This is a genomic window from Polaromonas sp. P1_A2 (assembly GCF_056406895.1).
The window spans coordinates 348403-374865 of record NZ_JBFTZI010000004.1; the positions used below are offsets into that span (position 1 = coordinate 348403).

29 protein-coding genes are annotated in these 26463 nt (G+C 63.8%); 12 read left to right on the forward strand and 17 right to left on the reverse strand.

The genetic code is table 11. The annotated features are described in order from the left end of the window. Positions 1-84 precede the first annotated feature (84 nt). The gene (locus AC1D09_RS17665) at positions 85-1083 is read left to right on the forward strand and encodes an SLAC1 anion channel family protein (protein WP_477662248.1); all 999 of its coding nucleotides are present in this window, start codon (positions 85-87) and stop codon (positions 1081-1083) included. 7 nt (positions 1084-1090) lie between these two features. Here the strand turns inward: AC1D09_RS17665 and AC1D09_RS17670 are convergent, their stop codons facing one another. Next, positions 1091-2275 (reverse strand): NAD(P)/FAD-dependent oxidoreductase, encoded by a 1185-nt coding sequence (locus AC1D09_RS17670; RefSeq protein WP_477662249.1) that lies wholly within the window; start codon positions 2273-2275, stop codon positions 1091-1093. A 218-nt stretch (positions 2276-2493) separates the two neighbouring features. Between AC1D09_RS17670 and AC1D09_RS17675 the strand changes: the two genes are divergently transcribed. Then, positions 2494-2994, forward strand: a complete 501-nt coding sequence (locus tag AC1D09_RS17675) for a hypothetical protein (RefSeq protein ID WP_477662250.1) — start codon at positions 2494-2496, stop codon at positions 2992-2994. A gap of 70 nt (positions 2995-3064) precedes the next feature. Here the strand turns inward: AC1D09_RS17675 and AC1D09_RS17680 are convergent, their stop codons facing one another. Continuing rightward, complete coding sequence (locus AC1D09_RS17680) at positions 3065-5815, reverse strand: polysaccharide deacetylase family protein (protein ID WP_477662251.1); 2751 nt, start codon at positions 5813-5815, stop codon at positions 3065-3067. Between the two features lie 157 nt (positions 5816-5972). Then, complete coding sequence (locus AC1D09_RS17685) at positions 5973-6884, reverse strand: LysR family transcriptional regulator (RefSeq protein ID WP_477662252.1); 912 nt, start codon at positions 6882-6884, stop codon at positions 5973-5975. Positions 6885-6982: 98 nt separating this feature from the next. Here AC1D09_RS17685 and AC1D09_RS17690 point away from each other — a divergent pair, with 98 nt between their 5' ends. The 5 genes from AC1D09_RS17690 to AC1D09_RS17710 all read left to right on the forward strand — a co-directional run bounded on the left by AC1D09_RS17690 (position 6983) and on the right by AC1D09_RS17710 (position 10580). Continuing rightward, positions 6983-7456 (forward strand): ester cyclase, encoded by a 474-nt coding sequence (locus AC1D09_RS17690; protein ID WP_477662253.1) that lies wholly within the window; start codon positions 6983-6985, stop codon positions 7454-7456. After that, the gene (locus AC1D09_RS17695) at positions 7453-8376 is read left to right on the forward strand and encodes an NADP-dependent oxidoreductase (protein WP_477662254.1); all 924 of its coding nucleotides are present in this window, start codon (positions 7453-7455) and stop codon (positions 8374-8376) included. Before AC1D09_RS17690 ends, AC1D09_RS17695 begins: the two co-directional genes overlap by 4 nt. A gap of 33 nt (positions 8377-8409) precedes the next feature. Then, positions 8410-8880 (forward strand): ester cyclase, encoded by a 471-nt coding sequence (locus AC1D09_RS17700; RefSeq protein ID WP_477662255.1) that lies wholly within the window; start codon positions 8410-8412, stop codon positions 8878-8880. A 56-nt stretch (positions 8881-8936) separates the two neighbouring features. Then, a complete protein-coding gene (locus tag AC1D09_RS17705) occupies positions 8937-9806 on the forward strand; it encodes a helix-turn-helix domain-containing protein (RefSeq protein WP_477662256.1) in 870 nt (289 codons plus the stop codon). 72 nt (positions 9807-9878) lie between these two features. Beyond that, positions 9879-10580 (forward strand): B3/B4 domain-containing protein, encoded by a 702-nt coding sequence (locus AC1D09_RS17710; RefSeq protein WP_477662257.1) that lies wholly within the window; start codon positions 9879-9881, stop codon positions 10578-10580. A gap of 116 nt (positions 10581-10696) precedes the next feature. On the opposite strand, the gene AC1D09_RS17715 is transcribed toward AC1D09_RS17710, so the two are convergent. Next, positions 10697-11296, reverse strand: a complete 600-nt coding sequence (locus AC1D09_RS17715) for a DUF1439 domain-containing protein (protein WP_477662258.1) — start codon at positions 11294-11296, stop codon at positions 10697-10699. Between the two features lie 83 nt (positions 11297-11379). Continuing rightward, complete coding sequence (locus AC1D09_RS17720; RefSeq protein ID WP_007874612.1) at positions 11380-11631, reverse strand: hypothetical protein; 252 nt, start codon at positions 11629-11631, stop codon at positions 11380-11382. Between the two features lie 178 nt (positions 11632-11809). On the opposite strand from AC1D09_RS17720, the gene AC1D09_RS17725 reads away from it, so the two are divergent. From AC1D09_RS17725 to AC1D09_RS17735, 3 genes are all read left to right on the forward strand, one after another. Continuing rightward, positions 11810-12247, forward strand: a complete 438-nt coding sequence (locus AC1D09_RS17725; protein WP_477662259.1) for a universal stress protein — start codon at positions 11810-11812, stop codon at positions 12245-12247. Between the two features lie 93 nt (positions 12248-12340). Then, a complete protein-coding gene (locus AC1D09_RS17730) occupies positions 12341-12769 on the forward strand; it encodes a MerR family transcriptional regulator (RefSeq protein ID WP_477662260.1) in 429 nt (142 codons plus the stop codon). Positions 12770-12804: 35 nt separating this feature from the next. Further along, on the forward strand, positions 12805-13803 hold the full coding sequence (locus tag AC1D09_RS17735) for an aldo/keto reductase (RefSeq protein WP_477662261.1): 999 nt from the start codon (positions 12805-12807) through the stop codon (positions 13801-13803). Positions 13804-13822: 19 nt separating this feature from the next. Here the strand turns inward: AC1D09_RS17735 and AC1D09_RS17740 are convergent, their stop codons facing one another. From AC1D09_RS17740 to AC1D09_RS17750, 3 genes are read right to left on the reverse strand one after another with little or no spacing between them, the layout of a single operon-like run. Continuing rightward, positions 13823-15091, reverse strand: coding sequence for a sensor histidine kinase (locus tag AC1D09_RS17740; RefSeq protein ID WP_477662262.1), 1269 nt, complete (start codon positions 15089-15091; stop codon positions 13823-13825). Between the two features lie 7 nt (positions 15092-15098). After that, positions 15099-15818 carry a response regulator transcription factor gene (locus AC1D09_RS17745; RefSeq protein WP_477701154.1) on the reverse strand — a complete coding sequence of 240 codons (720 nt, stop codon included), beginning with the start codon at positions 15816-15818 and terminating at the stop codon, positions 15099-15101. A 39-nt stretch (positions 15819-15857) separates the two neighbouring features. Then, complete coding sequence (locus tag AC1D09_RS17750; RefSeq protein WP_477662264.1) at positions 15858-16664, reverse strand: MipA/OmpV family protein; 807 nt, start codon at positions 16662-16664, stop codon at positions 15858-15860. Positions 16665-16856: 192 nt separating this feature from the next. Here AC1D09_RS17750 and AC1D09_RS17755 point away from each other — a divergent pair, with 192 nt between their 5' ends. Then, complete coding sequence (locus AC1D09_RS17755) at positions 16857-17057, forward strand: hypothetical protein (protein ID WP_477662265.1); 201 nt, start codon at positions 16857-16859, stop codon at positions 17055-17057. A 50-nt stretch (positions 17058-17107) separates the two neighbouring features. On the opposite strand, the gene AC1D09_RS17760 is transcribed toward AC1D09_RS17755, so the two are convergent. From AC1D09_RS17760 to AC1D09_RS17780, 5 genes are all read right to left on the reverse strand, one after another. Next, positions 17108-18010 carry a hypothetical protein gene (locus tag AC1D09_RS17760; protein ID WP_477662266.1) on the reverse strand — a complete coding sequence of 301 codons (903 nt, stop codon included), beginning with the start codon at positions 18008-18010 and terminating at the stop codon, positions 17108-17110. 49 nt (positions 18011-18059) lie between these two features. Beyond that, positions 18060-18419 (reverse strand): hypothetical protein, encoded by a 360-nt coding sequence (locus AC1D09_RS17765; RefSeq protein WP_477662267.1) that lies wholly within the window; start codon positions 18417-18419, stop codon positions 18060-18062. Further along, positions 18419-19204 carry a tRNA-uridine aminocarboxypropyltransferase gene (locus AC1D09_RS17770; RefSeq protein WP_477662268.1) on the reverse strand — a complete coding sequence of 262 codons (786 nt, stop codon included), beginning with the start codon at positions 19202-19204 and terminating at the stop codon, positions 18419-18421. The genes AC1D09_RS17765 and AC1D09_RS17770 overlap by 1 nt, the downstream gene beginning before the upstream one ends. Positions 19205-19315: 111 nt before the next feature. Continuing rightward, positions 19316-22240 (reverse strand): DEAD/DEAH box helicase, encoded by a 2925-nt coding sequence (locus AC1D09_RS17775; RefSeq protein ID WP_477662269.1) that lies wholly within the window; start codon positions 22238-22240, stop codon positions 19316-19318. A 66-nt stretch (positions 22241-22306) separates the two neighbouring features. Next, complete coding sequence (locus AC1D09_RS17780; protein WP_477662270.1) at positions 22307-23092, reverse strand: Hachiman antiphage defense system protein HamA; 786 nt, start codon at positions 23090-23092, stop codon at positions 22307-22309. A gap of 246 nt (positions 23093-23338) precedes the next feature. Here AC1D09_RS17780 and AC1D09_RS17785 point away from each other — a divergent pair, with 246 nt between their 5' ends. Continuing rightward, positions 23339-23761, forward strand: coding sequence for a YybH family protein (locus AC1D09_RS17785; RefSeq protein WP_477662271.1), 423 nt, complete (start codon positions 23339-23341; stop codon positions 23759-23761). A gap of 174 nt (positions 23762-23935) precedes the next feature. Here the strand turns inward: AC1D09_RS17785 and AC1D09_RS17790 are convergent, their stop codons facing one another. From AC1D09_RS17790 to AC1D09_RS17805, 4 genes are all read right to left on the reverse strand, one after another. After that, a complete protein-coding gene (locus AC1D09_RS17790) occupies positions 23936-24409 on the reverse strand; it encodes an Hsp20/alpha crystallin family protein (protein WP_477662272.1) in 474 nt (157 codons plus the stop codon). Between the two features lie 38 nt (positions 24410-24447). Then, positions 24448-24891 (reverse strand): Hsp20/alpha crystallin family protein, encoded by a 444-nt coding sequence (locus AC1D09_RS17795; protein WP_477662273.1) that lies wholly within the window; start codon positions 24889-24891, stop codon positions 24448-24450. Positions 24892-25217: 326 nt separating this feature from the next. Further along, positions 25218-25466 carry a GlsB/YeaQ/YmgE family stress response membrane protein gene (locus AC1D09_RS17800; protein ID WP_477662274.1) on the reverse strand — a complete coding sequence of 83 codons (249 nt, stop codon included), beginning with the start codon at positions 25464-25466 and terminating at the stop codon, positions 25218-25220. A gap of 199 nt (positions 25467-25665) precedes the next feature. Then, the gene (locus tag AC1D09_RS17805) at positions 25666-26292 is read right to left on the reverse strand and encodes a LysE family translocator (RefSeq protein ID WP_477662280.1); all 627 of its coding nucleotides are present in this window, start codon (positions 26290-26292) and stop codon (positions 25666-25668) included. Positions 26293-26463: the final 171 nt, after the last annotated feature.

Here is a 26463-nt window from a genome sequence, read left to right on the forward strand (position 1 = left end):
TGGATTCGCCGCATGCGCGGTGTTGAATTCAAGTCAGCTTAGCCGAAAATTACCTGAACGACAAATTCAGCCAAAGACACTTCCATGAACACCCTCGTCGCCCCCACCGCCGCCGGCCCGGCTCCCGCCACCGGCGCCTATTCCATACGCCAGCTGCCCATCAACCTCTACGGCGCCGTCATGGGCCTGGCCGGCATGGCCCTGGCCTGGCGGCTCGCGGTACCGGCCTTTGGCGCGCCTGTTGTGGTCGGCGAGGCCATGGGTTTTTTCGCGCTGACCGTTTTCGTTGCGCACTCTGCCGGCTACCTCGCGAAGCTCGCGCTGCACCCGGCCGCCGTGCGCGAGGAATTCAGCGACCCGGTCTCCGGCAACTTCTTCGGCCAGCTCGCCATCTCGCTGCTGCTGCTGTCCTCAGTGCTCATGCCCTACGGCCAGGCGTTCGCGCAGGCGCTGTGGACGGTGGGCGTGGCCGTCACCCTGGCGCTTGCATGGCTGGTCGGCAGCCGCCTGCTCAAGGGCAAGCTGGCCCCCGGCCACATGCTGCCGGTGTGGATCATCCCCGGCGTCGGCGTGCTCGACATAGGCGTGACCGGCGGCCATATGCCCATGGCCTGGGCCGCTGAAATCAATTTGGGGGCCATGGCCGTCGGCGCCATGCTCGCGCTGGTGCTGTGGACGCTGATCATCCACCGCCTGGCCCACGGCGATCCCCTGCCCGCGCGCATGCGGCCCTCGCTGATGATTTTGATGGCGCCCTTTGCCGTCGGCTTCCTGGCCTGGGTCCATGTCTTCGGCCAGGTCGACCGCTTCGCGGGCGCGCTGTTTTATTTCGGCTTGTTTGTGTTTGCCGTGGTTGCGCCCAAGGTGTTTCGCCGCGATGTGCGCTTCTCGCCGGGCTCCTGGGCCGTGAGCTTCCCCATGGCTGCGCTGGCCAGCGCCGCCATCGTCTATGCCCAGGCCCAGGGCGGCGCGCTGCTGCACGGGCTGGCCGGCCTGCTGCTGGGGGTGCTGACGCTGGTGCTGGCGGTGCTCACCGTGCGCACCCTGCACTGGGTGTTCAGCGGCAAGCTGTTTGCTGTTTGACGTTGCCTCAGATCACGTTCTTCTCGATCAAGGCCTCACCGCTCACCAGCCGCCCGGCCGCCAGCGGCGACAAATCCAGGCTGGTGTAAGCCCCCTCGCAGATCCACTCCGCCAGGCCCCGCCCCACGGCCGGCGACTGCTGCAGGCCGTGGCCGCTGAAGCCGTTGGCCAGCAGCAGGTTGGGCAAGGCCGGGTGCGGGCCCAGCAGCGCGTTGTGGTCCAGCGTGTTGTATTCGTAATAGCCGGCCCAGGCGCGCTGCAGGCGCAGCGCCTCAAAACCCGGCACGCGGTGCGCGAGCGTCAGCCAGGCCTGGTCGAAGAGTTCGTGGTCCACGTCCAGCGGTGCATCGTTGTCGTCATTGCCTTCGGCGGGGGGCAATCCGCAAATCCAGATATCACCCTCGGGCCGGAACCACAGGCCGCTGGTGTCTATCACCAGCGGGCAGTCGGGCGTCTTCGCGGGGCTGGCAAAGGCATACACACAGCGCCTGCGCCCATACACCGGCAGGTCCAGCCCCGTGCCTGCCATCAGCGGCCGCGCCCAGGCGCCCGCCGCGTTCACTGCCCAGTCGCAAGGCAGCTGCGCGCCGCCCTGCAGCGCCACCGCCGTCACGCGGCCCGCGCTGTGCACAAAGCCCGTGGCCTCGGCCTTCACATACTGCACGCCCAGGCTGCGCGCTTTTTGTTTAAAGGCCATCAGCAGGCCGTAGCCGTCAAACCAGCCCTCGCCCGCCAGGCCCAAAGAACCCAGCGCGAGGTCGTCCGCATTGAGCCAGGGAAAGCGCTGCCGCAATTGCGCGGGCTCCAGCAGCGCGACCTCCACGCCCATGGCGCGCTGCGTCGCATGGTTCTCGCGCAAGGTGGCCGCGCCGGCATCGGTTGCCAGATAAAGATAGCCGCGCTCGGCCAAACCGATCTCGGGCACGCTGCCGTCGACGGCCAGGTGCTGGTGGATGTTGCGAAGAAACTGTATGCCGAACTGCGAGACCGCGATGTTCACCGGCTGCGAGAACTGCTGGCGTATCGAGCTGGCCGACAGCGCCGACGAAGCCTGCGCATAAGTCGGGTCGCGCTCTATCACCGTGACCTCGCCGGCAAAGCGCGGATGGCTTGCAAGAAAGTAGGCGATCGCACTGCCGATCACGCCGCCGCCCGCGATGACGATTTTTTGGGAGGGTGTTGTGTTGCGCATGCCGTTCGCTTTTGTCCTGCAGTCTCGATGCGCCACATCCTACATGGCGGCCATGCTGCCCACGCATTTGTCGCCGCACAGCGACAAAAGAGGTTAAGCGCAAGCCCTCAAGTGCAACGGTGTGTGTGCGGGGTCAACAGCGCGCGGCGCCATGCCGTTGAACACGAGGCTACGTGATATCAACGATTCAACCTTCCATATCCAAAGGACTCTCTCTCATGAACAAACTGCTCGCTACCCTGATTGCCACCCTGTTCGTTGGCATCGCTTCCGCACAAACCCCTGCACCCACCGCACCGGCCGCTTCGGCCGCAACCAAAGCTGAAGTCAAGGCGGAAGCCAAGGCCGACAAAGCTGTCGCCGGTGCCGTGAAGAGCGAAGCCAAGGTCGATGCCAAGGCAGACGCCAAGGTCGCCAAGGCCGAAGCCGCAGCCGCCGCAAAAACCGCCAAGGCCGATGCCAAGGCTGCCAAGGTGAAAGCCAAGGCCGAAGCCAAAGCTGCCAAGGCCGACGCTGACGACCAGGCCAAGGCCAACGCCAAGGCTGAAAAGACCGGCATCAAGGCAGACGCCAAAGCCGCTTCCACCAAGGTTGACGCCAACGCCAAGGTCGACTCGCTGAAAGTGGAAACCGGCGCCGACAAGGCCAAGGCCAAGCTCGACACCAATGCTGTCAAGGCCGAAGCCAAGACCGACGTGAAAGCCGCCGCAAGCAAGTAAGCAAGCGCGCAAAAAAAGGGGCAGCTGTTTCAGCTGCCCCTTTTTGTTTTTCCGCCTGGCCTGTCGCGGCTCAGCCCTTCTCCAGCTCCTGCTTCGCATGGCCCGCGCCCGGCCCCGTGGGCGCGAGCTCCAGGTAGGCGCGAAAGGCTTTTTTCGCCTTCTCGCCGTCGCCCGCCTTCGCATGGGCATCGCCCAGGTTCAGGTAGGCAATCGCGCGTGATGGGTCCATCTTCACCGTGTTCTCAAACCAGCGCGCCGCTTCCTTGAACTTGTCCTGCTTGAAGTAGACAAAGCCCAGGTTGTTCGCGGCCAGCGCAAAATCCGGCCGCAGCTTCAGCGCCTCGGTGAACTGCGCTTCCGCCTCGGCGTAATTTTTTTCCTTGTAGAGCTGCAGGCCGCGGTCGTTGGCGCGCTGCGCCAGCTGGCGCGCCGAACTCGGCACGGCCAGCGGCGTGACGATCTTCTGCTCGCCGCCCTGCAAATCCTTCACCACCACCGTGGCCGATACCGGCAGCGCGGCGGGGCTGTCGGCAGCGGCGGGCGCGGCAGCGGGTGTGGGCGCCGGCGGCCGTGTGGCATCCAGCTTGCTGTTCAGCGCGATCGCGTCCCCCGACAACTGGCTGGTCTGCGCGCTCAAAAACTCCGCCTCCACCGGCAGCGCGAACACAAAGTCGCCGCCTTCCGAACCCGGCAGGCTACCGAAGGCCGGCGTCTGGCGCGACACGGCCGACACCGCCGGCGCCACATACGCGGCCAGCTCGGTCGCGGTGATCAGGCCGTCGCCGTTGAGGTCGGCCTTGCCGGCCATGGCCTGCAGCAGCGTCCAGGTAAACACCGAATGCCCGTTGGGCCCGCCGTCGGCCACCAGCTGGTCGGCGCCGCCGGCCGTCAGCATCTGCCGGCCCAGGCGCTTGGCGTTGTCCCGCAAGAAGTTGCCGCTGCCCGCGCCGCGCGTCAGCCCCAGGCCGCTGTAGCAGGCGTCCATCACAAACAGCACATGTTTGGCCGTCACGCTTTCGGCGATGTTCTGCAGCTCTGTCATGGGCACCGCGTCGGTCGCGATCTTGTTCGGGTCCGAATCGGCCGGGATGATGTAGCCCAGGTCGCGGCCCGAGCTCAGCTGGCGCGTCGCGCCGTGGCCCGCGAAGAACACAAACAGCCTGTCGTTCTTTTTCATGCCGCTGCGCGCCAGCTTGTCGTTAAAGGCCGCGAGTATGCCGGCGCGCGTCGCCTCGCGGTTTTCCAGCGACAGCACATGCTCGGCGCTGAAGCCGAAGCGCTGCACCAGCGTCTCGCGGATGGCCCGGGCGTCGCGCACCGCGTACTGCAGCTTGGGCCAGTGGGCATAGTCGTCAATGCCTATCACCACGGCCCATGAGTCGCTGTAGCCCGGGTTGGCCGCCACCGGGGCGGGCGCCGCCGCCGCGCCCTTGGCGATGCTGAAGCCGCTGCCGTCCCAGTTCGCGAACTGGTAGCCCTCGGCCACCAGCCGGTCCAGGATGGCCGGCAGGGCTTTGACCGTGCGCTCGTGAATGTCGTGAAACAGGATGATGCCGCGGCCTTCCTTCTCCACCGTGCGCAGCACGCGCTCCACAATCGAGCTGGGCACCGGGTCGGCCCAGTCCAGCGAATCAATGTTCCACATCACCGAGCGCAGCTGCGCGCCCGACAGCAGGTCCAGGCCCTCGTCATTGCGCGCGCCATACGGAAAGCGAAACAGCGGCGAACGCCGCGCATCCACCGCCTTGAGCAGTTCGTCGGTGCCCAGCACCTCCGACTTGAGCCCGTCGCCCTTGAGTTTGGAAAGCTGCGCATGCGTCATGCTGTGGTTGGCCAGCGTGTGGCCCGCTTCCAGCAGCTTGCGGCTCACCTCGGCGCGCGGGCCGAGCTTGGTCTTGCCGTCGGCCCCTACCGTGCCCAGGTTGCTGCCCACCTGGAAGAAGATGGCCGGCGCGCCATACTGCTTGAGAATCGCCGCGATCTCCGCCGTGTACACGCCGTGCGGGCCGTCGTCAAAGGTCAGCACCACGGTCTTGGGCGGCAGGCTGTAGCCGAACACTTCGCCCTCTTCCTCGCCCTTGGCCTTGCGCGTGGGCGCCTTGGGTGCGGGGTAGGGCATCACCACACCGAAGTCTTTCAAAATCTGCGCGCGCGTGTACAGCTTCTTGAGGCTGGCCAGATAGTCCTCCCAGCGCTCACGCTTCAGGTCAATCGCGCGCGGCTCAAAGCGGCCGAAGACCAGGCGTATTTCTTTTTCGTAATTGCGCTCTATCTCCTGCAGCGCGTCCAGGTCCTCGCCTATGCGCTTGTGCAGCTTGATCGCCGGCAGTGAAGAGTCCGCCGCCACCGCGGCCTGCAGGCTGCGCAGCAGTTCGCGAAACGCCAGGCGGTCCGCGTCGAACAGGGACTTGTCGCTCTCGATGTAATCCAGCAGCCCGGCCATCGCGTCAAAGCGCTGCGCGTTACCCGAAGCCGCCAGCGCCGCCATCTGCGCCTCCAGAGCGGCCACACGCTCACGGTTTTCATGGAACAGGCCCTGGCCCACCTGGTTGGCCATGGCGCGCTCGTTCGTGCCCAGGCTTTTTTCATCGGCAAACAGCACAATGATTTTGCGGTAGCCGGCCAGCACCTCCTGCATGCCCGCGAGGATTTTGCTGGTATCCGGCGGCGCGGTGACTGCAGTCGCCACGGCCGCCGCCGTCGCCTTGTCCTGCTTGCCGCGCCAGGCCCGGCTGTCCACGCTGATCAGCACGGCCGTTGCCACCGCCAGCAGCAGCACGGCCCCCGCGGCCCCCAGGGCCAGTTTGGTGTTTCTTTTCATCATGGTTCTTGTGTTGTGGCCAGCCCGGCCGCCCGGGTCCTGCTTCACTTGCCCTCCGGCGCACCGCAGGCCTGGCCTGTGGTGCGCCCCCTCTGCGCTGGATCATAGCTTTGCGCCGCGGGCCGCCAGCCCTTTCCCAACAAGGCAAGGCGCAAGGCTACAAGGACTTCGCCAGCGACTCCATCAATGCCCTGAGCCACACCTGGGCCGGGTTGGTTTCGCTGCGCCGGTGCCAGATGAGGTCGAACGGCACTTGCGGCAGCGCGACGGGCGGCGGAAACAGCACCAGCATGCGCCGGGCCGGTGAATGCAGGGCCACCCGCTTCATGACCGTGGCGGTCATCCGGGTCTGGGCGACCACCGCCGGTATCGCGAACATCTGCGGCAGGCTCAGCGCCAGCTTGCGGCGCTTGCCGAGCTGCGCGAGCGCTTCGTCCACCAGGCCATGACGATCGCCTTCGGGCGAGGCCAGCACATGCTGCAGCGACAGAAAGGTTTTCAGGCTCATGCCGCGCCGCGCGTCGGGATGGTCGCGGCGCACGATGGTGACGAAGTCGTCGCGCAGGATGGGGCGGGTCAGTATCCGGCTTTCCGCCTGCGTGGGCGGCACGCCGACCGCCGCATCGATCAAGCCGGCGTCGAGCAGGTCGACCGCGCTGTCCCGGCTGCTGAAGCTGCGCACGCTCAGCGAGATGCCGGGCGCTTTTTTCTCCAGCGCATTCAACAGCGCGGGCAGCAGCACAAAGGCGGGGTAGTCCGACAGGCCCAGGGTGAAATCCATGGTCACCTGGGCCGGGTCGAACTCGGGCTTTTTCACCAGGGCCGCCTCCAGCCGCCGCAGCGCATCGGCCACGGGCCCGGCGAGATCCCTGGCGCGCGGCGTGGGCAGCAGGCCTTCGGCGCTGCGCAGAAACAAGGGGTCTTCAAACAGCGTGCGCAGGCGCGACAGCGCGGCGCTCATCGCCGGCTGGCTCACGCCCATGCGCACCGCGGCGCGGGTCACGTTGCGCTCCTCCACCAACGCGTCAAAAGCCGCGAGCAGGTTCAGGTCTATCCCATGAAAATCCATAAATCAAATATTCATTTATACAGATCATTTGTTGGACAGATGGTAGCGCGGTGCCCAGAATTCCGCCATTGCTTCACCACACCAACAAGGATCACTTCATGAGCCATTCCAACCCCGGCAACCCCAGCGCGCAGGACCAGGCGCGGCGCCAGTCCATAGACCTGCTGTACCGCGCGTTCAGCGACCAGAACCCCGACCTCCTGGATGACGCCGTCACCGCCGACTGGGACGACATCCCCCTGGCGCCCGGCCAGGGCCCCGGGCCTGAAGGCCTCAAGCCCATCATCCGCGGCTTCATCGAAGCGCTGCCCGACGTGCGCATCACGGCCCATGAGGTGCTGATGGACCAGGGCCGCGCCGCGGTGCGCGCCGAGATCACCGGCACCCACCGGGGGCCCCTCTTCGGCATCGCGGCCACCGGCAGGAAGGTCAGCTTTCGCATCCATGAGTTCCACGAATTCGAGGGCGAGCGCATCAAGCGGACCTGGCATATGGAGGACTGGTTCGGCCTGTTCCAGCAGCTGGGCGCCTTTCCGGCACTCGACAAGCAGGCTGGCGAGGGCACGGCATGAAAGCGCTGCGTATCCACGAATTCGGCAACCCCAGCCTGGCCGTGCTCGAAGACCTCGCGCCGGCCGAACCCGGCCCAGGCCAGGTGTCCCTGCGCATAGAGGCCGCCAGCGTGAACCCGCTGGACCTCAAGATGCTGGCCGGCCATATGCAGCAGGTGTTCCCGGTGAACCTGCCCTACACGCTGGGCACCGACCTGGCCGGTGTGGTCTTGCAGGCCGGCCCCGGCGTGGCCCGGTTCAAACCCGGCGACCGCGTGGTGGGCCGCCTGGAGCCCACAGTCGGCGGCGCGTTCGCGCAGGCGGCCGTCGTCCCCGCGCAGGCCCTGAGCCCCATGCCGGCCGACATGAGTTTCGAGCAGGCCGCCGCATTGCCGACGGCCGCGGGCACGGCCTGGCTGGCCCTGTTCGGCGCCGGCAAGCTGCAAGCCGGGCAACGCGTGCTCGTCCATGCGGCAGCGGGCGGTGTCGGCAGCTTTGCCATGCAATTTGCCAGGCAGGCCGGGGCGCATGTCATCGCCACCGCCTCGGCGCGCAACATGGGCCTGGCCGGGGAGCTGGGCGCCCACGAGGTGATCGACTACCAGCGCCAGGACTTCGCCGGCCTGCTGCGCGGGGTGGACCTGGTCCTAGACACGGTGGGCGGCGACACGCTCGAGCGTTCATGGCAGGTGCTCGCACCCCAGGGCGCGGTGGTGAGCACCGTCGACTTCGCCGTCAAGCCGCGCGGCAACCAGGCGGGCGCCTTTGTGTTCTTCCAGCACGATGCCGAGGCCCTGTCCGGGATTCTGGAGACCTTCAAGGCCAAGCAGTTGCAGATCGTGCTGGACACCATCCACCCACTCGACGACGCGCGCGCCGCCCTGGAGCAGGTGGCGGGCGGCCATGCCCGCGGCAAGGTCATCGTGCGGGCATCGCACTGAACGGCTTGTTCACCCACAACACGGAGTCAACACATGAAAAAAGCCCTCACGGCCCTTGCCTTGGCAAGCGGCCTCGCTGGCGCGGTCCAGGCCGCCGACCGCGATGTGGTCCTGGCGCTCTACAGCGACGTGCTGAGCGCCACCACCAGCCCCGACCTGCCGGCACGCATGGCCAGGGTGCTCTCGCCTGGCTGGCAAAGCATAGGCGACTACGCAAGCCCGGTGAAGACACGCGACCAGTTCCTCGCGCAGCTGCAGCGGGTGGGCGGCGCCCTCCCCAACCTGAGCTGGAAGGTCGAGGAAATCCTGCAGGCCGGCAATCGTTTTGTGGTTCGCGGCCGTGCCACCGCCACGCCTGCCGCGCCCTTCATGGGGGCGCCCTTCACGGGCCGCGGCTTCGAGATCATGGCCATCGACATCCACACGGTCGAAGACAACAAAATCGTGCTGAGCTACCACGTGGAAGACTGGCACGGGGCGCTTGAGCAGCTCCAGCGGCACTGAAGCCGCGGCCGCGCAAGGCATGGCGCACCGGCCTGGCCGGTGGCATCATCCCCTTCATGCCCGCCCCGCCCCCGCACCAATGCCGCGTCCTGGCCACGCCCTGGGACGGTGTGTATGGCACGCACATCGACAGCGCGCGCCACTACCGCCGCCATTCGCATGCCGTCTTTGGCGTGGGCTGGCTGCAGCAGGGCGCGCAAACCTCGGCCAGCGGCCGCGGCCAGGTTCAGGCCTATGCCGGCGACATCCTGATGTGCAACCCCGGCGAGGTGCATGACGGCCAGCCGCTGGGCGGGCCTTCGCGGCGCTGGCGCATGCTCTACCTCGAGCCCGCCGCCATGGCCGCCGCGCTGGGCGTGCACTATGCGGCCTCGATAGAGCTGACCCGCCCCGTCGCCCAGGATGCGCGGCTCAGGCTGGCGCTGGAGCAGCTGCTGCTGCGCCTCCAGCAATGGAGCGGCGGCAGTGCGGGCATCGATGCACTCGCCTGCGAAGAGTCGCTGGCGCGCGTCTGTGAACTGCTCACGCAGCGCCACACCCTGGCCGCTGAGCGCCCCGCCAAACCCGTCACGGCCATCGCGGCCATCAACCCGCACATCCACCAGGTGCGCGAGCGCATCGCCGCCGATCTGCTCGCGCCGCCCACCCTGGCCGAGATGGCGCACATGGCGGGCCTGAGCCGCTTCCAGCTGCTGCGGCATTTTGAAAAAGCCTTTGGCCTCACGCCCCACGCCTGGCTGCTGCAGCAGCGCGCCGAGCGCGCGCGCAGCCTGATACGCGGCGGCACCGGCCTGGCCCAGGCGGCCGCCGCCTGCGGCTTTGCCGACCAGAGCCATATGACGCGCCTCTTCACGCGCCAGTTCGGCTTCACGCCCGGCGCCTGGCAGCAAGCCACGGCACGCGCGGCCGGCGGCACGCTGCAATAACGTTCAAGACGCCGGCCCGGCGCGGGGGCAGACTGCGCGGTGTTTCTCCCCCAGACCCATGGAGCACCGCGCATGTTCTTTCGCCATTCAGACGCCCTCTGGGCCGACTACCCCAACCTGGTGCCCGGCGTGCTGCACGCCGGCGGCATCAGCGCGAATGTGGACGTCGCCCCGCAGGTCGCCCGCTTTAACGCCATCGCGCAAGCCCGGCTGGCCGCCGGCCCCGAAAGCGAGTTTCCCGAAGTGCAGGCCTGGCGGCGGGTGTTTTCCAGCATGGGCCTCAAGCCCACGCAATACCGCTGCGCCTCGGAGTCGCTGCTGCGGCGCTTTCGCAAGGAGAACACCTTGCCCCCGCTGCATCCGCTGGTCGATCTATGCAACGCTATTTCGCTGGCCTTTGCGATTCCGATTGCCGTGTTTGACATCGCCAGGGTGTCGCAACAACTTGAAGTGCGCTACGCCACAGGCGTGGAGAACTATCTGAGCTTTGGCGGGGAGATCGAACACCCGGAACCCGGCGAGGTGATATTTGCCGACGTCGCCGAACCGCTTCCCAACGCCCATGCGCGCCGCTGGACGAACCGGCAAAGCGGCCTGTCCGCCGTCAGCGTAGGCACACGCGACGTGCTCATCGTGGCCGAAGCCCTGCATGCTTCGGCGGCCGGGGACGTGGCACGCTTGCTCAATACCCTGGCGCAGGAGCTGATAGCCGCCTGGCCCACCGAGCCCAGGGCGCAGCTGCTAAGCCGGGCCTCACCGCGCTTTGAGTTTTAACTCCCTCCCCCGCTGGGGGAGGGTTGGGGTAGGGGCCAGCGGCCTTCAAGCACATGCCGGCGAAGTTTCAAACGCCGCAAGCCCCCATCCCAGCCTTCCCCCAGCGGGGGAAGGAGTCAAGGCTGCTGCTTGTTCACAAACCCAATCACCAGCCCCCTGGCCGTCACCGTGATGCTGCCCGGCTGCACGCCCATGCTGTCGGGCAGCGCCAGGTCTTGCGGCTTGAGCGTGTGCAGCACCGCGCCCTGCAGCGCCTGCTCGGCCAGCTGCGGCCCGTAGCTGGCCAGCAGCAGCGAGACCTCAGGTGGCACGCCCTCGAACTGCAGCGTGTTCACGCGCAGCTGGTGCGCGCGTATGGTCATGTCGCTGGCCTCATAACGCAGCGCGAAGTCCAGGTCAAAGGTGCCGGGGTAGGCGCGCCGCAGTGCGGGGCCGCCGGCTTCGACGGCCATCACCGCGCCCAGCCGGTTCAGCTCGGGCATCATGCGCAGCTGCGGCGCTTGCACCGTGATGTCCAGGATGCCCTCGGCGCGCTTGCGCAGCGGAAAGCGCTTGGCAACCGCGTCCTGCAGCTGGGCCGTCGTCACCGTGTAGCTGGGCTGGGCCTGCGCGCCAGACAGCGCCAGCCAGGCCGCGCCGCCTATGGCCAGGTGTGTGGTGGCGGCCAATAAGCGGCGCCGTTGCGGGGAGTGTTGTGTGTCGGGTGCTTTCATCATCCCTTCGATGCTGCACCCCATGCAGAGTTTCCGGCGTCAGCCAATGCCGCAATCGCGTGAACCTCGCGTAAAGCAGGGGCCCTTCAGCGCCCCACCACAGACCAGCCGGCCTTCTGGTTGGTCTTGTCGTTCTCGTATTCCCAGGCCGTGCCGCAGCGGTCGCATTTGTAGCGCGTGATGGTGATCAGGCCGTGGCGCCGCGTTTCATGGCGCGGGTCGCCCTGCACCAGCTCCGGGTGGCCGGGCGCCTTGCGCCAGTGGCGCTGTATGCCCGCGCAGGACTCGCAAAGTTCCATCTTCTTGAGTTCCTGTGCGCGCTGGGGGTCTTGGGTCATGGGCTGCTTTGTGGGGTCGGGGAGTCGTCGGAAAAATCGGGGCTGAGTTCCGATTGTCGCCTGTGTATTTCCCCACCGCCAGTGCGGCGACCCTGCTGCCGCAGGGGCGATCATTTGACCGGCACCCACGGCAGGCCTATTCTGGAATCGCCCAGTCACTTCATTCGGGAGACACATCATGTACAAACGAATTTTGCTGGCTTACGACGGTTCCACACCCGGCCAGAAAGCCTTGCTGGACTGCCGCGAGATCGCGCAGTGGAGCGGGGCCTCCTTGACACTGATCGCCGTGATGTCCCTGCAGCGGCGGGTCGTCGCCGCCGAAGGTGTGATCTACGAACAAAGCATCATCGAGGAAGACAAGGCCAGGTACCAGGGCATCCTCAACGACGGCCTGCGCCGGCTCATAGAAGCCGGCCATGAGGCCAAGGGCGAAGTGCTCTACGGCGAAACCGTCGATGAAATCGCGAACTACGCCAAACAGATGGACGCCGACCTGATCGTCGTCGGCCACAAACACCTCGAAGGCTGGGCCGCCCGCTGGTGGCGCGGCTCGGTCTCCAAATCACTGATCGCACATGCGCCCTGCAGTGTGCTGGTGGTGATTACCCGCTGAGCAAAGCGGCGCAAGGCGGTGCCACACCGCCAGCAGGGTTTTATGCGAGGACCCGCTTGACTTAGAGCGCGCTCGAAGTCTTACAGTCCTCACATGACCGCCTCATCGATTGATTCCCCCACTGTTTCCCTGACCATCGCCGAAGCCGCCCAGGCCTCGGGCCTCAGCGCCTACACCCTGCGCTATTACGAGCAGATAGGCCTGATCGCCCCCATAGACAGGCGCAGCGGCGCGCGCCGCTACAACGATGCCGACATGCGCTGGCTGGACTTTCTGGTGCGCCTGCGCGCCACCGGCATGTCCATGCGCGACATGCAGCGTTATGCCCAGCTGCTGCGCATAGGCAATACCTCCGCCGCCAGCACGGCCGAACGCCAGGCCCTGCTCGAGGCCCATGCCGAGCGCCTCGAGGCCGAGATACGCACCCAGCGCGAGACCCTGGCCTATATCCGCAAAAAAATCCGCCTCTATGAAGAGATGCGAGCCGAGCCCCAACCCGCCAAGCTCGCCAAGCGTGCCTGAACCCCATCCATCCAACCACTCAAAGGACACACACCATGATCAAAACCCGTACCCTGGGCCGAAACGGCCCGCAAATTTCTGCCATCGGCCTGGGCTGCATGGGCATGAGCGAGTTTTATGCGAACCGCGACGACACCGAATCCATCGCCACCCTTCACCATGCGCTGGACAAAGGCCTCAACTTCCTCGACACCTCCGACATCTACGGCCCGCACACCAACGAGCTACTGATAGGCAAAGCCATCGCCGGCCGCCGCAAGGACGTGTTTATCGCCACCAAGTTCGGCATCACCCGCGACCCGGCCAATGACGCCGTGCGCGGCGTCAACGGCCGGCCCGAGTACGTCAAGGCCGCCTGCGAGGCCAGCCTCAAGCGTCTCGGCATAGAGCAGATAGACCTGTATTACCAGCACCGCGTCGACAAAACCGTGCCGATTGAAGACACGGTAGGCGCCATGGCCGAGCTGGTGAAGGCCGGCAAGGTGCGTTACCTGGGCTTGTCCGAAGCCTCGGCCGAGACGATCACGCGCGCCTGCAAGATCCACCCGATTGCCGCGCTGCAAAGCGAATATTCGCTGTGGACACGCGACCCCGAAGCCACAGGCACCCTGGCCGCCTGCCGTGAAAACGGCGTGGCCTTTGTCGCCTACTCGCCGCTGGGCCGCGGCTTTTTGACGGGCGCCTTCAGCAAACCTGAAGACCTGCCCGCCGACGACTACCGCCGCAAGTTCTCGCCGCGCTTTGCCGAAGAAAACTTCAAGCGCAACCTCGCGCTGGTCGACGCCGTCAAAAGCCTGGCCGCCGCCAAGGGCGTCACCGCTTCGCAAATCGCGCTGGCCTGGGTGCTGGCCCAGGGCGAAGACATCATCCCGATTCCCGGCACCAAGCGCCGCAGCTATCTGGACCAGAACATTGGCGCGCTCGATGTGAAGCTGAGTGGTGCCGAGCTTGCCGAGCTGGACAAGGCTTTCCCGCCTGATGCTGCCGCCGGTCTGCGCTACCCGGCGTCGTTTCTGGGCTTGGTGAATGTCTGAAGTTAGAAACTAGAAACGGCTAGAAGCGGATCTCCACCACCGAGCCTTTGGCCACCGCCGACGAAATCGCGAGCGACCATTTGAAGCGCTCGCAAATCCGCTTCGTCAAAAACAGCCCAAGCCCCCGGCCGCCGCCGGGCTTCATGGACGTCTGCAAGGCCGCGCTATAGCTGCGCGCGGCCTCCACCGCGTCAAAGCCTTCGCCGGAGTCGCTCACCCGCAGCCTTTGCGGCGTGAGGCTGACCGTGACGTCCCCCTTCTGGGTGTTCTCGGCCGCGTTCCGCAGAAGGTTGGCAATGACGATCCTGAGCATCGCTTCCGGTGCGTTGACCGAAAGGCTCGCGCACTCCACCAGCACAAAGCGCGCGGGCTTGAAGGCCAGCAGGTGTTCATGGTCCTGCATCAGCTCCTGCAAAATCAGGTCGACCCGGGTGGTTTCCATCCTCGCGTTGCCGTCCGGCTCGCGCGACAGGTACAGCAGGGCGCCCATGGTTTCGGTCAGGTTGTCGACGGTGCCGCGAATCCGCTCCAGCGGGCCTTTCGCCTGCGCGGGCAGCGTTTGCCGGGCCAGCACGTCCACCGCGCCGCTGATCACCGCGACCGGGGTGCGGAACTCATGGCTGGCCTGGTCCAGCAGGCTGCGTTCCCGCTCGATAAAGCGCTCCACCCTTTCCAGGTGGCGATTGACTTGCACCGCGATGTCGTGCAGCTCCGCCTGCGGGTAGTCGACCGACAGCCGCTGCGAGGGCTGCTCCGGGTCCAGGGCCTCCATGCGCTGCGCCAGCGCCCTGGCCGGCTTGCGCAGGCTGCCGTGAAGCCACAGCAGCGTCGCGCCCACCAGCGCCAGGTTGACCAGCACAAAGACCAGGCCGCCTATGCCGACCTTGTTCTGCAGCTGCTCGATGTCGGTCATGTCGATGAGGGTGACCACGCGGCCGTCCGCGACCGGCGTCACCAGGGCCGCGTAGTCGTGCTCGTCAAACCGGTCCAAATCCTCTTCGCTGTAGAACCCGGCGGGCAGCGTGGCCAGGTAGGCCGGCATGTCGGCAGGCAATGCCGTGCCGTTCCTGACGTGCCATCCCCTGTAGGCGCCCTGTGTCGGCAAAGACACGGGCTGCGTGCCCTTGCTGCCGGCAATGTAATGCTCGGTGGTCGAGCGCAGTATCTGCTCCCACACCGGGTGCGTGATCATCACCTGGCCGAAGCCCACCGAGACGGTGACGCCCACAGCCAGCAGCACCCCGAACGCGACAAACAAAGCGCTGATGCGCCAGTGCAAGTCGAACATGCGTGTTTTATTCGCCATCCTGCACCCGTATGCTGTAGCCCTGCCCGAACACCGTGTGCAGGATTTTGCGGTCCCCCTCGCCATCGACTTCCTTTCGCAGCAAGTGCATGTGCGACCTCAGGATGTCCTTGTCCAGGGTCCGCTCGCCCCAGATCTGCGCTTCCAGGTGTTCGCGGCTCACGATGTGCGGCGAGCGGCGCATCAAGACCTCCAGTATCTGCCGCCGTATCGGTGACAGCGACAGCTCGCGGTCTCCCCGGGTGATCACCAGCGATTGCAGGTTGAAGCGCAGGTCACCGGCCTGCAGCACCTGCCCCGGGGCCTGCGCCGCATGGCTGCGCGTCACCAGCACCCGCAGCCGCATTTCAAGTTCAGGCAGCGCGACCGGCTTGACGAGGTAGTCGTCGGCCCCGGCCGCAAAGCCCTGCAGTTTGCTGTCCAGCTGGTCTTTCGCCGTCAGCATGATCACCGGCGTCCTCGACTTGAGTTGGTCCCGCAGCTGCGTGAGCATGGCCAGGCCGTCCATGCGCGGCATCATCCAGTCCAGCACGATCGCGTCGTAGTGGTTCGCCTGCACCATGCCCAGACCCGACTTGCCGTCGGGCGCGGCGTCGGGCTTGTGGCCGCAGGCCTCCAGGTAGTCGTAGATGTTCGCCGCCATAGGCGCGTTGTCCTCGACGATCAGGATGCTGAGCGGGCCTTCAATCATCTCCATCTCGGTCCTCAATCGGTCTTCTTTCACGGGCTGCGGCGGCGCCCGCCGGCTTCAGAATTTTCGGGAAACGCCGACAAACACGGAGGTTACGCCCTTGGCGTCCCTGTCCACCAAGGGGCTGTTGCGGATCTTGCCCGGCAGCGCGCTGTAAGACAGGCCGCCCGCCAGAATCCACTTGTCCGCGAAGGGCCGCATCACGTCCACCCCGACACGCGGAATCACCGCGCTGCCCGGCTTGTAGTTCACCACACCCCGCGCCACTTCCGCGTCCAGCGTGCCGTAGTAGTAGTTGGCCAGCTTGCTGGAGTAATGGCTGACCGCGACGTGGGGCGTGACCGTGGCCGGTCCCCACTGCAGCGGATAGCCATACTTGGCCGAGGCCTCGTAACCCTTGCTGGCGCCCGACACATCGGCCTTCAGCGCCAGCTCCACCAGGCCCATGCGGCCCTTGAAGGAGCCGGCAATCCCCAGGTCCAGGCCGTTGTCGCGGTCTTCCATCAGGCTGCGGTTGATGCCCCGGGCCGCGAGCTCGGCCACGCCGAAATCCTCTTTCTTGATGCCGCCCAGCCGGGCGCCCAGGGTGGCATCGAATGTGAAACCGTCGCGGCTGAGCAGGTGGTAACCCCCGCTGATCCCGCGCCAGAAGAACTTCTCGCCCTGGTAGCTGATTAGCGGCAGCGCGCGAAGTTTGGCGCTTTCCCCCGCGTAAATGTCGGTCCTGGCCGCTATGCCCAGCCCCAGGCCCCAGGGTGAGTCCCCGGGCTCGGGCCTGGGCTGCGCATAAACGCCCGTAGTGCCCGTCAATGCCGACAGCAACACCACAGCGGCGGGAACAACGACAACAGATTTGCGCTTCATAGGGGAACTCCTCCTGGACGGTTTCGGGAAAAAGGCCGCCGGCGGACCGCCGGGCTGCACGCACTGTGCTGCCCCGCTGTCGCGGAGATGTCGCGGCCGCGAAACACGCGTCGCGACATCCCGGCGACAGCCAGCGCCCACCATCAGCGCCTTTGCTTTCCCTTTCCTTTTTTTGAAACCGGACACACCAGCATGACAAAACGCCAAGCCCGCCCTGACGCCGCCTCTTCCGCAGCTTCCCCGGCCGCGAAACCCGCATCCCTTGCCGGTGCAGAAAGCCCGCGCCCGCTCAAGCGCGAGCCCTGCGCCCCGCCCGCCTTGCCGCTTTTTTCGATGTACTTTCTGGGCGCATGGGCCGGCAATCCCGGCGCGCTGCGCGGGCGCAAGCGATGAATGGGGGCGCGCAAAAAAAAGCCAGGCAAGCAGCCTGGCCGATCGCTTGTTTACTTGTCCGTGACGGGAAAGTAAGGCGCGCCCTGTATTGCCGTCAGTGGCAGATAAAAAGTTTTCACCGGCACCAGCGGCGGCGGTTTCACGGACGTCGCGCGTCCGGCCGCTATCTCTGCGGCTTCTTCATCGCTGGGGCGTTTGGCCTCGGCCAGCGCTGGCTGTATGCAGGCGCTGCGAATCCTTTGCAGCGCTTTTTCGGGCAGTTCCTTGCGCACGCCAAAGCGGCGGCCGTCCACATGCAGCACCTCGTCGTCTTTCAGTGTGGCAGACAGGTTCAGCGGCGGGCTGCCAAACGCGCGGTTGTAGCCCACGCGCAGCATGTTCACATCGCCACGCCGGTACTGCACCACGCGCAGCCGCTTGGGTTGGCGCATGTCATCGCCTTCCACGTCGCCCATGTAGAAGTAGCGCACCTGCGCCGCCGGCATGGGCGGCAGCTTGTAGCTTGAAGACCAGCCGTTGTGGTCGGCGTTGAACAGCGGGCGCATCGTGGTGGGCAGCGCTTCGTCGCCCGAGGTGGCAAACACCGGTGACGTCGCGTCAGAAAGCGAGCTGCCATGAAAGTCAAACGCCACGCTCGCCTTTTGCTCAGCCGCCGCACGGCCAAAGGCGGGGAAGACGGAGCCGATTTGCCGCACTTCCTCCAGGCGCACACCATGGCCCTCGGCCTTCCAGCGCCCGCCGGCCAGCATGTCCAGCGAGCCGCCCATAAAGGCAAAACAAAAGGTGTTGTCGTCCAGCAGCATCAGCTGCGCCCGCGAATCCACCGAGCCCTGGGTGTAGCCGCCCACATAGGGCTTCTCGGCCTCGGTCAGCGCCTGCGCGGCGGCCAGCGGCAGCAGGCAGAGGGTGAAAGTGGCAAGCGTGGTGTTCAGAAGCTGAAGGCGTGGGTGCATGGGCAGTCTGGTGAAGTTGGGTCAGTCAATGTATGGCAGTTGCGTTTGCCTAGAGAAGGCCAAAGCAGGCGCGGTAGCTGTCCGTGGATACCCGGTCTTGAACAAACATCAAGGCTACCGCGCTGCCGAGAAAAAGCGCAGCCCATAGCCAGCCTGTAAGAACCATGGCATTGAGCTGCGCATCCTGGAGGTGTTTATGCTCACCTCGCCACAGGTACTGCTGTAGGGCAGCGCTCTGCATGTCACCCTCCACAAACCAGAGCTTGCGCTGGGCCAGGTCCGCCCACACCTCGGGATGCTTTTGCCGCAAATGGGATGCCAGCTTTCCCTCGCGCCGCGCCCCACCGATGAAGGCACCTACCAACCCGATGATGGCCAAGGCATGCAGCAGCGCCAGTGGGCTGCACATCAGGCTGCACCTGCGGGAGGTAACAGCGTTGCCTCTGTTTGCAGCCCGCGCAAACGCTGGTGCACCGCATCTTCCAGATCCAGGGGTTGCTGCTGTTTGGCTTTTAAGTAGTGATTCGTGAAAACATCCAGATAAGCCTCCAGCGTCTCGGCCACCCGCGCCTCACCCGCCAGCGCAAAACACAAAGCCGCCACTTCCGAGGTGCAGAAATGTTCATCGCGCTGCGAGCGCCTGAGCTTGTAGCGCGACAGCTGCTCGCTCTGCAAACTCAGCACCGGCAGCTTGTCGAGGTAAGGGCTTTTGCGAAACATCTTTCGCGCCTCGGGCCAGGTCGCGTCCAGCAGCACAAACAGCGGGCGTTTGGCTTGGTGCTGGTTGTTGCTGCCATCTGCTGGAGCGATGATGGCCGGCAACTCCGTCACCACCCGCTCAGCCGCCACAAACTCACCGGGAAAGACCAAATAAGGCTGCCACTGCGGGTCCGCCAGCAAGGCCAGCAAGCCAGGCTCCACCTCGGTACGCGCCCAGCCAAAGGCAAATGTATCGGCCACCACATCGGCAATCAGCCAGCCCGTGTTGCTGGGCTTGAGCGCCTCGATATCCGCCATCACCAGGCACACACCGGCATTGACGACCGGCGTCACCGGCCGCAAGGCACACATGCAATGGCTGGGCACCAGCCGGCAACCGGCACAACGGACGTTGCGCGGCCCGCCACGGGCTAAAAAAGGTTTGGAGGCGCGCGCCAGGCGGGCTGTGCGCAGGCGGGAGACGGCGTGGGACATGGGGAAGGTTCGGGACTAAGTACAAGTAGTGACTATGAACGCCGAGGAGCCTTTAGTGGGCCCGCAAGACAATTGTGATTCCATGCCCACGGTTGTGACTAACCAGCCTTATCAACTAGGAAGCGGCAAGTCCTCAAGGGTGTTCGAGTACACGAGCGCTCCCAGAATGTGTCGCCAACTATCAGCATCGTCGCGAAGTATCTGCGCGGCGACGTCAAGTGGATTATCCGAGAACTCCTCAAACGCAGTTACTACGGTCTCGGCACGACTTAGTGCTACAGCCGCAGATCTGTGCCGAACGCCCCTTGTCATCATAGAAACGGCTATCTCGGATGGCACACCGAATCGTAGGCGTTCTATTAGGGTCTTAACGTTTTGAGATACACCGCCCTCAACCAAGTTGTCCAAAATGGCGATACCCTGTTCTAGAACGCTTATCAACGCAAATCCCATGACCTGCGTAATTGCGGTGAGCAAATCGTCAAGCTCTATTCCCAGCGATGTCGCTAGCGTCTGATAGTTCTGGCCTGCAATCCAGAAATTAATCATTTGCGCAAGGTTTGCCTTCGCTGTTTGCTGGCCTATTTCATCAGTGGACACACTGAAGGCCACACATGTCGTTACGCGAACCTCGTTATGTGTCCACGCCCAATTCAAAAGCGTTGCAAGGATGTCTGCATTTTGGGGATTTTGTGCGACCGCCCAATCATTTCGAGCCGGCAGCAGCGTCGTTTCCACAGAAGAAATATACCTAGCCTTTGCGCCCCGCATTCGTATCCACGTGAGGCGCCCACTGTCCTTTAATGCTTCTATTCTGTTAGCGCGTAGGGTGAATACGTCCTTCAAAAGTTGCCGCGCTCCTAGATCTACCCCCGTGGCTGCAAATGAAGCTTCCGCAACGGCTGCAGCAATTCCTGCCAACGTTCCCTCGCCAAGTTCTTCAGCCGCCAACTCTACGAGGACGGCGTCTACCCCATCTACTAGCGCCAGGGTTTCAGAGTCAGCATCGGGCGCTTCAAGTAGCTCCTGCGTAAGCGGAAGGTTCGAGGAATGGAGTCGCTGGCGAAGCGCCTCTAGGAATTCGCGAAGTGCACCGGTGACTGGTTCCATCTGCCCCTGAATGGCAACAGTTGCCACGGTAGGCCACTGGTCCTCGTTTGCACAAATCACAAGGCCCTTTGTTGTTGAGCCTGCCCTGCCGGCGCGCCCAACCAGATTTTTTATGTCTCTTGCTAAAAGCGTAGTTCTATGGCCCTCATGGTCCATGCGTTGCACCGAATAGAGCACCAACGTCCGAATGGGTAGATTAACGCCCTCGGCTAAGGTCGACGTACAAATTACTAGCCGGATGCCCCCTGATCTGAGGAGCTTCTCCAGAACTTCTCGTGACTCTTGCGGAAGGTCGCCATGATGAATGGTTGTGCCCACCGTCAGGAGTTTCGTTCCGATCCAGTCAACTCCAAATTCGTTCTGAAAATATTGCACAACATGAGGCAACTGCGCTGACGCAACGTACTCAGAAGGAGAGGGTAGACGCAGAGTGACGTCGAGTTGCTTTAGAAGTTCTTCACCAAGGCCCACCACACCTTGGTGCCCTTTCTTGTTCGCTGAAAAGATGGCAACCAATCCCATCGGCAACGCCTTTCTTGCGGCGGCAACAGCGCGGCTCTTGATTGAGCTAATGCCGTACGTTTTTCTTCGTCCCGTATCCGGATTGACGTATTTAAAGTCGTCTTTGTCGAGAAATCTCTCGATGTCGAACCGAGCCGGTGTGGCTAGGTGCGGGTGCATTCGAAGAGTTGCCTGTTGATTGCTCCCTGTGCCGACGGTGATTAACGATGCGAATTCAGCTATCGAAGGGCGATAGTTGCTAACAACCACCGTTTCTTCAGTCCCTCCTAACCAAGCGTTTATTTCATGAATGTTTGGGACGATGGCCGAAATAAAGATAATTTTTGGTGAGCCTCCTGAGCGTGCGCGAAGCCGCGCAATCAAGAGTTCCAATGCTATGCCTCTTTGTCCCCCGTCGAGCAAGTGCCCTTCGTCACAAATCACAAGGCTAATGCGTCTAGAGAAAGATGCGTCGGCGCCGAGAAGTCCAGATACCGATTCCGGCGTTGCCACTACTGCGCGGACGGTTGATAGTGAATGAACTTCGTCGCCTGTAGGAATCGTACCACCATAGGCTGACCGAGAAGCAATTCCCATGCGATTGAGGTTTGCAACCAAGGATCCACGAAGTTCAGAGGCCAGCGAGCGGAAGGGAACTAGAAGCAGCGCGGCGTCATTTGGATGGCTGCTTAGATGTCCAAAGAGGATCGTTTCGCAGAGGGTCGTTTTGCCTGAGCCTGTAGGCATCTGCAACGAAAATGATTCATCCGCGCGCAGTATTCCTTTCTCAATCGCTTGAATTTGAGAGGGGAAAAACTCCCAAGTCGGAGTCGCCCGGTTCAGAAAGGAGTTGATCAAGAGGTCCCAATTTCCCGGCTGACTATTCAATACAGTTCGAATATTTGTCCTGACAAAACGCGTGGTTAGTGCTTCCAGTAGTTTGCTTGGAATGAACGTAGCAGGTCCTCGTTGGAGGTTTTCGGCGGTTTGTTGAATTGCGGACTCTAGACTCCGGTTCATCGCGGGAGTGTCGTTGTTTCGGACATGGTTTAGAAGGCCCTGTGCGAATGAGCTGAGTGGCATACGCCGGAGTAGCAAGTCAAGATTTGCCAGATGGAACGGCTGTACATCGGCCGAACGGATTTGGCTTGCAACTAAATATGCGGCTGCGGGATATCCGCCAACATAGAACGAAGCAGCAGCAAACAGCAAGGCTTCGGTGTGGTCAACAGTGCCAGACCATCGGGTTGTTCGGTGAGAGATTTGGCTGGCCTGAACAATAGCGTTCGCCAAATGTGCCCACTCCTCCCCTGGCTCATCCACTGTGCGCAGTTTGTCAAAAAGCGCGCTTACCAGAGATATGTAGTAGTCGTCAAATCGATCAAAGATGTGGGCAGTATCGAGCGAGCCCTGAACGATTTTCATCTCTAGGAGGTGTGTGGAGGCATCTGCGACGCTGATCCACGAAAGCAAAGATTCTTTCATAATGACTTACACGCTCGTGCTACACGCTTCGTACACTGCGGTGTAAGTCGCGTGAAGTGTAGGGACCGCAATAACTACAAGGTCGCAATCTTGGTCGAGCGGCGTTACGATTTTTCCGATTTCTTCGTCAAGAAATTCGTCGTCTATTACCGCTACCGCGTGAAACCTCTTGGAGTAGGGAGGGTGCTCTGTGGCGTTCGAGAATCTATCGATTTGATCGACGTTAATTTCAAGGTTAGTCATTGCGCGCTCTTGAAGCCATACCAAAGTTTTTGCTAGCCTCGATACTTGATCTTTCTTGCTATCGCGCCGCGCGTCTGCGATTGGGTCGCCATTTGATCTCGTGGATTTCACTTTCACTTCAGAGCATAGAAGCACATCTGAGGCTGAAGGGGTGGGCCATTCTGGAAGGTAAAAATGAACCACGTCTGAATAGGGCGCTGCGTGGGTTCGAGTCTCCTTTAATCTCCACTTCTTCTGTCCATGTAGGTTCTCTGGTGCGTGGCTTGACCCCTGAAATAGGTAGACGAGAATTTCACCGAAGTCGCCAGCCATCACTGGGCCGGCGGGAGGTAAGACCGACTCAAGGATTGTTTTGGGTGGTCGTTCTCGCAATTCGGCCATTTCGGCAATTGTTCTGTCCGAGATGTACGCTCTTCTAAAAGCTATTGCCAAATCATTCGGCCATGTAGCCGAGATATTCGCTTGCACCCTGATCAGTGCATATGGGCGCCCCGGCGTCGTTGGGAACCAAGTTACTGCCGTAGCCGGTTCAATTCCCATCTCTTGCATCGCGACTATCCTCCTGGGTCCGGTTGTCGAGTACACCCTAACACTTTGTGACAATCATCATGGACCTGAACCTGCGTCATAGCTAGGGTGCTTTTGCGGTCCAGAGGGCCAGCACGCGTCATTTCATGGGTGAATATTCACCAAGCTGCCACCTCCAGTACGACTTCTCCGCTTTCCCCCTCCTCCCTTGTCCTACGCCACGGCCCGTGCCCCCGGCTTACGGTGCTCCTTTTAAGGGGACAAGCCATGAGCCAGCACCAGGACTTCCAATCCTTTATGAGGGCGCGCCAGCATGCCGCGAGCGCGTATGTCAGCGGCAATGCCGCGCCGCTTGCGCGTGTGGTGGCGCATGCGTCGCCGGCCACGTTTATGGGGCCGGGTGGCGGTACCGTGCAGGGCGCGGACGCGGTGTGGTCGCGTTATGAGCACGATGCCCAGCTGTTTGAGCCGGGCAGTACGACCGAGTTTGAAATCCTGGACATGGCGGCGGGTGACACCGTCGCCTACTGGACGGGCTACCAGAAAGCGCAGGCCCATATGAAGGGCCAGGCGAAAACCATTCCCATGACCTTGCGCGTGACCGAGGTGTTTCGGCTGGAGGGTGATGCCTGGAAGCTGGTGCACAGGCATGCGGACCCGCTGGCTGAGCCTGGGGCCAAGAAGCCTTAGCCTGTAGAACTCCTTCCCCCGCTGGGGGAAGGTAGGGATGGGGGCCGGCGGCGGCTGGTGTTTCGCTGCGTCTGTTTAAAGGCCGCTGGCCCCCACCCCAACCCTCCCCCAGTGGGGGAGGGAGTCAATCGGGGGAGCGGGGACAGGGCGAGCGCCGCGCCCCTTTCTTTCCGCTTAAGCCACCTTGACGTTAATCCGCCGCGGCTGCGCGTGCGCGGCCTTGGGGATGCGCAGCTTGAGTACGCCCTGGGCCAGTTCGGCCGTGACGTTCTCGGTGTCCAGCTCCTTGCTGAGGCTGAAGACGCGGTGAAAACGTCCCAGGCCCACCTCGGTGTGGCTGGACTGCAGGCCTTCGGGCGCGGCCAGGGCGGAGTCGGCCTCAATGGTCAGGGTGTCGGCCTCGACCTGCAGCTTGAGGTTCTCCCTGGGCACGCCGGGAAGGTCGGCATACAGGGTGATGCCGGTGCTGTCTTCGATGACGTCGACGGGCGGCGTGAGCGTGGCGTTGGCATAACGCGCCGGCTGCCGGCCTTGCTGCCGTGTGAGCTCGCTGGACGGGTCGCCGTGTTGCATGGCTGCGTTGCCGTTGCCGCTGCTGGCGGGGTTGGTGGTGTTGGTCGTGGGTTGGGTGGATTTGCTGCCGAACATGGTTGGCCTCCTTTCCTTGTTTGCCAATCTGTGTGCCTTTAGTGGATGGTGATGCGGCGCGGTTGTGCGGCCGCGCGGCGCCGGATGCTGATGTGGACCAGGCCGTCCTTGAAGCTGGCCTCGACGGCGTCGGGGTCGGCGTCTTCGGGCAGGCTGACCACGCGGCGGAAGCTGCCGGCAAAACGCTCGTTGATGTGCAGCGTGGACTGCGCGCCGGCCTGGGCCTGGGGCAGCTCGGACTTGCGCTCGCCGGCGATGGTGAGCATGCCGCGCTCTAAATCAATCTCCAGGGTTTTGGGGTCTACGCCGGGGGCGAAGGCATAGACCTCGACGGTCTGCGGCGTGCCGCCTATGTTGAGGGCGGGAAAGCCGCCGCGGCCGAAGCCGCGTATGTTGGGAGACAGCTCAAGCGCCTGCTGAATCTCGCGTTGCAGGCGGTCCATCTCCCCGAACATGTCGTAGGGAAACAGGGATCGAAACATGGCGATTACCTCCATTCAGGTTGAACATGGTCATGAATGGCGCCGGACCGGCGGCTCGGCGCCCGGATGGAGGAATTAGGAATTCGCCCGCGAATTTCAAGAGGGGCAAAAGCGCGTTTGCGTTTGCTGGTGCGTTTGCTGGTTGTTGCGGCGGTTTGTTGCGGGTGTGCGGCGGATTTTTTAAGACTTTTTTCGCAAATCGCCGCGCCCCTTGGGCGGCCGCTTGCCCCACCCTGGCCCTTTCCCGGAGGAAGAGGGCGCCAGACCGGGGAGGTGCAGGGACAGGCCCCGCACGCCCGGACTGCGCGTGCGGGCTGTCGTGCGGGCTACTTCCTGGCCACCACCATGCGGTAAACCAGCAGCAGCACGATGGCGCCCAGCACGCCGGCGATAAAACCCGCCGTCTCGCCGTTCTGGTACCAGCCCATGGCCGCGCCTACATAGGTGGCGATGAAGGAGCCGGCAATACCGATGAGCACGGTGATGATGAAGCCGCCGGGGTCGCGGCCTGGCATCAGGAACTTGGCGACAAGGCCGATCAGAAAGCCGATAAGAATGGTCCAGAGTATGGTCATGTTGTTCTCTCCTGGTGATGGATGTTGCGGGGGCGCTTGCCTGCCGGGCGGCCCTTGCGGCCGGCCCCGTGCCTGCCCCTGATAGCGTGGCGGGCACCTGTGCTGCGGCCTATCGGCGGGAAATCCGCGCAGGTGTAGGAGAAGGCGGACGGCGGTGTTTATCCGTCTTCCCCTGGGAGAGAGGAAGAAAGACGCTTGATTAGGGCCGGCGCTCAAACGCCAGCTTGAGGCCCAGCCCGACCAGGATGGCGCCGCTGCCGCGGTAGACCCACTTGAGCACCGCGGGCCGGGTGCGCAGCCAGCCCGAGAGCCTGCCGGCGCCGTAGCCGACCGGGCCTTTGACGACAAAGGTCAGCGCGGCAAAACTCAGGCCCAGCACAAAGACGGCGAGTGTGGGGTGGCTGGCGCCGGGCATGACGAACTGCGGCAAAAAGGCGAAGTAAAAGACTGCGACCTTGGGGTTGGAGACATTGGACAGCGCGCCGTCCAGGAACAGCCGGCCCATGGAGCGCGGGGCCGCGCCTTCGACCTGCAGTGTGCTGTCCTTGCTGCGCAGCAGGCCTATGCCGATGTAGATCAGGTAAACGGCGCCCACGAGTTTGAGCGCGACAAACAGCCACTCGGACGTGCGCAAGATCGCGCCCAGGCCCAGGGTGGCCAGCACGGTGTGGCCTATAAGGCCGACGCTGACACCGGCGGCGGTGGCCACGCCGGCCGCGGAGCCCTGCGCAACGGAGCGTGACATGACGAGGACCATGTCCTGCCCGGGCGTGATGATCACGACCAGCGAGGTGAGGATAAACAGCAGCCAGGAGACTTCGGTCAACAACAACATGGCGGGGTCCTTTGGGGTGGCTATCACTATATCGCTGCTGCTTCGCTCCTTCCCCCGCTGGGGGAAGGCTGGGATGGGGGCCGGCGGTGCTTGATGTTGCGCTGCGCCTGTTTGAAGGCCGGTTGGCCCCCACCCTACCCTCCCCCAGCGGGGGAGGGAGTG

Excerpts from the sequence above, each read along its gene's own strand:
- AC1D09_RS17665 (WP_477662248.1), top strand. The coding sequence starts at position 85 with ATGAACACCCTCGTCGCCCCCACCGCCGCCGGCCCGGCTCCCGCCACC.
- AC1D09_RS17670 (WP_477662249.1), bottom strand. The coding sequence starts at position 2,275 with ATGCGCAACACAACACCCTCCCAAAAAATCGTCATCGCGGGCGGCGGC.
- AC1D09_RS17675 (WP_477662250.1), top strand. The coding sequence starts at position 2,494 with ATGAACAAACTGCTCGCTACCCTGATTGCCACCCTGTTCGTTGGCATC.
- AC1D09_RS17680 (WP_477662251.1), bottom strand. The coding sequence starts at position 5,815 with ATGAAAAGAAACACCAAACTGGCCCTGGGGGCCGCGGGGGCCGTGCTG.
- AC1D09_RS17685 (WP_477662252.1), bottom strand. The coding sequence starts at position 6,884 with ATGGATTTTCATGGGATAGACCTGAACCTGCTCGCGGCTTTTGACGCG.
- AC1D09_RS17690 (WP_477662253.1), top strand. The coding sequence starts at position 6,983 with ATGAGCCATTCCAACCCCGGCAACCCCAGCGCGCAGGACCAGGCGCGG.
- AC1D09_RS17695 (WP_477662254.1), top strand. The coding sequence starts at position 7,453 with ATGAAAGCGCTGCGTATCCACGAATTCGGCAACCCCAGCCTGGCCGTG.
- AC1D09_RS17700 (WP_477662255.1), top strand. The coding sequence starts at position 8,410 with ATGAAAAAAGCCCTCACGGCCCTTGCCTTGGCAAGCGGCCTCGCTGGC.
- AC1D09_RS17705 (WP_477662256.1), top strand. The coding sequence starts at position 8,937 with ATGCCCGCCCCGCCCCCGCACCAATGCCGCGTCCTGGCCACGCCCTGG.
- AC1D09_RS17710 (WP_477662257.1), top strand. The coding sequence starts at position 9,879 with ATGTTCTTTCGCCATTCAGACGCCCTCTGGGCCGACTACCCCAACCTG.
- AC1D09_RS17715 (WP_477662258.1), bottom strand. The coding sequence starts at position 11,296 with ATGATGAAAGCACCCGACACACAACACTCCCCGCAACGGCGCCGCTTA.
- AC1D09_RS17720 (WP_007874612.1), bottom strand. The coding sequence starts at position 11,631 with ATGACCCAAGACCCCCAGCGCGCACAGGAACTCAAGAAGATGGAACTT.
- AC1D09_RS17725 (WP_477662259.1), top strand. The coding sequence starts at position 11,810 with ATGTACAAACGAATTTTGCTGGCTTACGACGGTTCCACACCCGGCCAG.
- AC1D09_RS17730 (WP_477662260.1), top strand. The coding sequence starts at position 12,341 with ATGACCGCCTCATCGATTGATTCCCCCACTGTTTCCCTGACCATCGCC.
- AC1D09_RS17735 (WP_477662261.1), top strand. The coding sequence starts at position 12,805 with ATGATCAAAACCCGTACCCTGGGCCGAAACGGCCCGCAAATTTCTGCC.
- AC1D09_RS17740 (WP_477662262.1), bottom strand. The coding sequence starts at position 15,091 with ATGTTCGACTTGCACTGGCGCATCAGCGCTTTGTTTGTCGCGTTCGGG.
- AC1D09_RS17750 (WP_477662264.1), bottom strand. The coding sequence starts at position 16,664 with ATGAAGCGCAAATCTGTTGTCGTTGTTCCCGCCGCTGTGGTGTTGCTG.
- AC1D09_RS17755 (WP_477662265.1), top strand. The coding sequence starts at position 16,857 with ATGACAAAACGCCAAGCCCGCCCTGACGCCGCCTCTTCCGCAGCTTCC.
- AC1D09_RS17760 (WP_477662266.1), bottom strand. The coding sequence starts at position 18,010 with ATGCACCCACGCCTTCAGCTTCTGAACACCACGCTTGCCACTTTCACC.
- AC1D09_RS17765 (WP_477662267.1), bottom strand. The coding sequence starts at position 18,419 with ATGTGCAGCCCACTGGCGCTGCTGCATGCCTTGGCCATCATCGGGTTG.
- AC1D09_RS17770 (WP_477662268.1), bottom strand. The coding sequence starts at position 19,204 with ATGTCCCACGCCGTCTCCCGCCTGCGCACAGCCCGCCTGGCGCGCGCC.
- AC1D09_RS17775 (WP_477662269.1), bottom strand. The coding sequence starts at position 22,240 with ATGAAAATCGTTCAGGGCTCGCTCGATACTGCCCACATCTTTGATCGA.
- AC1D09_RS17780 (WP_477662270.1), bottom strand. The coding sequence starts at position 23,092 with ATGCAAGAGATGGGAATTGAACCGGCTACGGCAGTAACTTGGTTCCCA.
- AC1D09_RS17785 (WP_477662271.1), top strand. The coding sequence starts at position 23,339 with ATGAGCCAGCACCAGGACTTCCAATCCTTTATGAGGGCGCGCCAGCAT.
- AC1D09_RS17790 (WP_477662272.1), bottom strand. The coding sequence starts at position 24,409 with ATGTTCGGCAGCAAATCCACCCAACCCACGACCAACACCACCAACCCC.
- AC1D09_RS17795 (WP_477662273.1), bottom strand. The coding sequence starts at position 24,891 with ATGTTTCGATCCCTGTTTCCCTACGACATGTTCGGGGAGATGGACCGC.
- AC1D09_RS17800 (WP_477662274.1), bottom strand. The coding sequence starts at position 25,466 with ATGACCATACTCTGGACCATTCTTATCGGCTTTCTGATCGGCCTTGTC.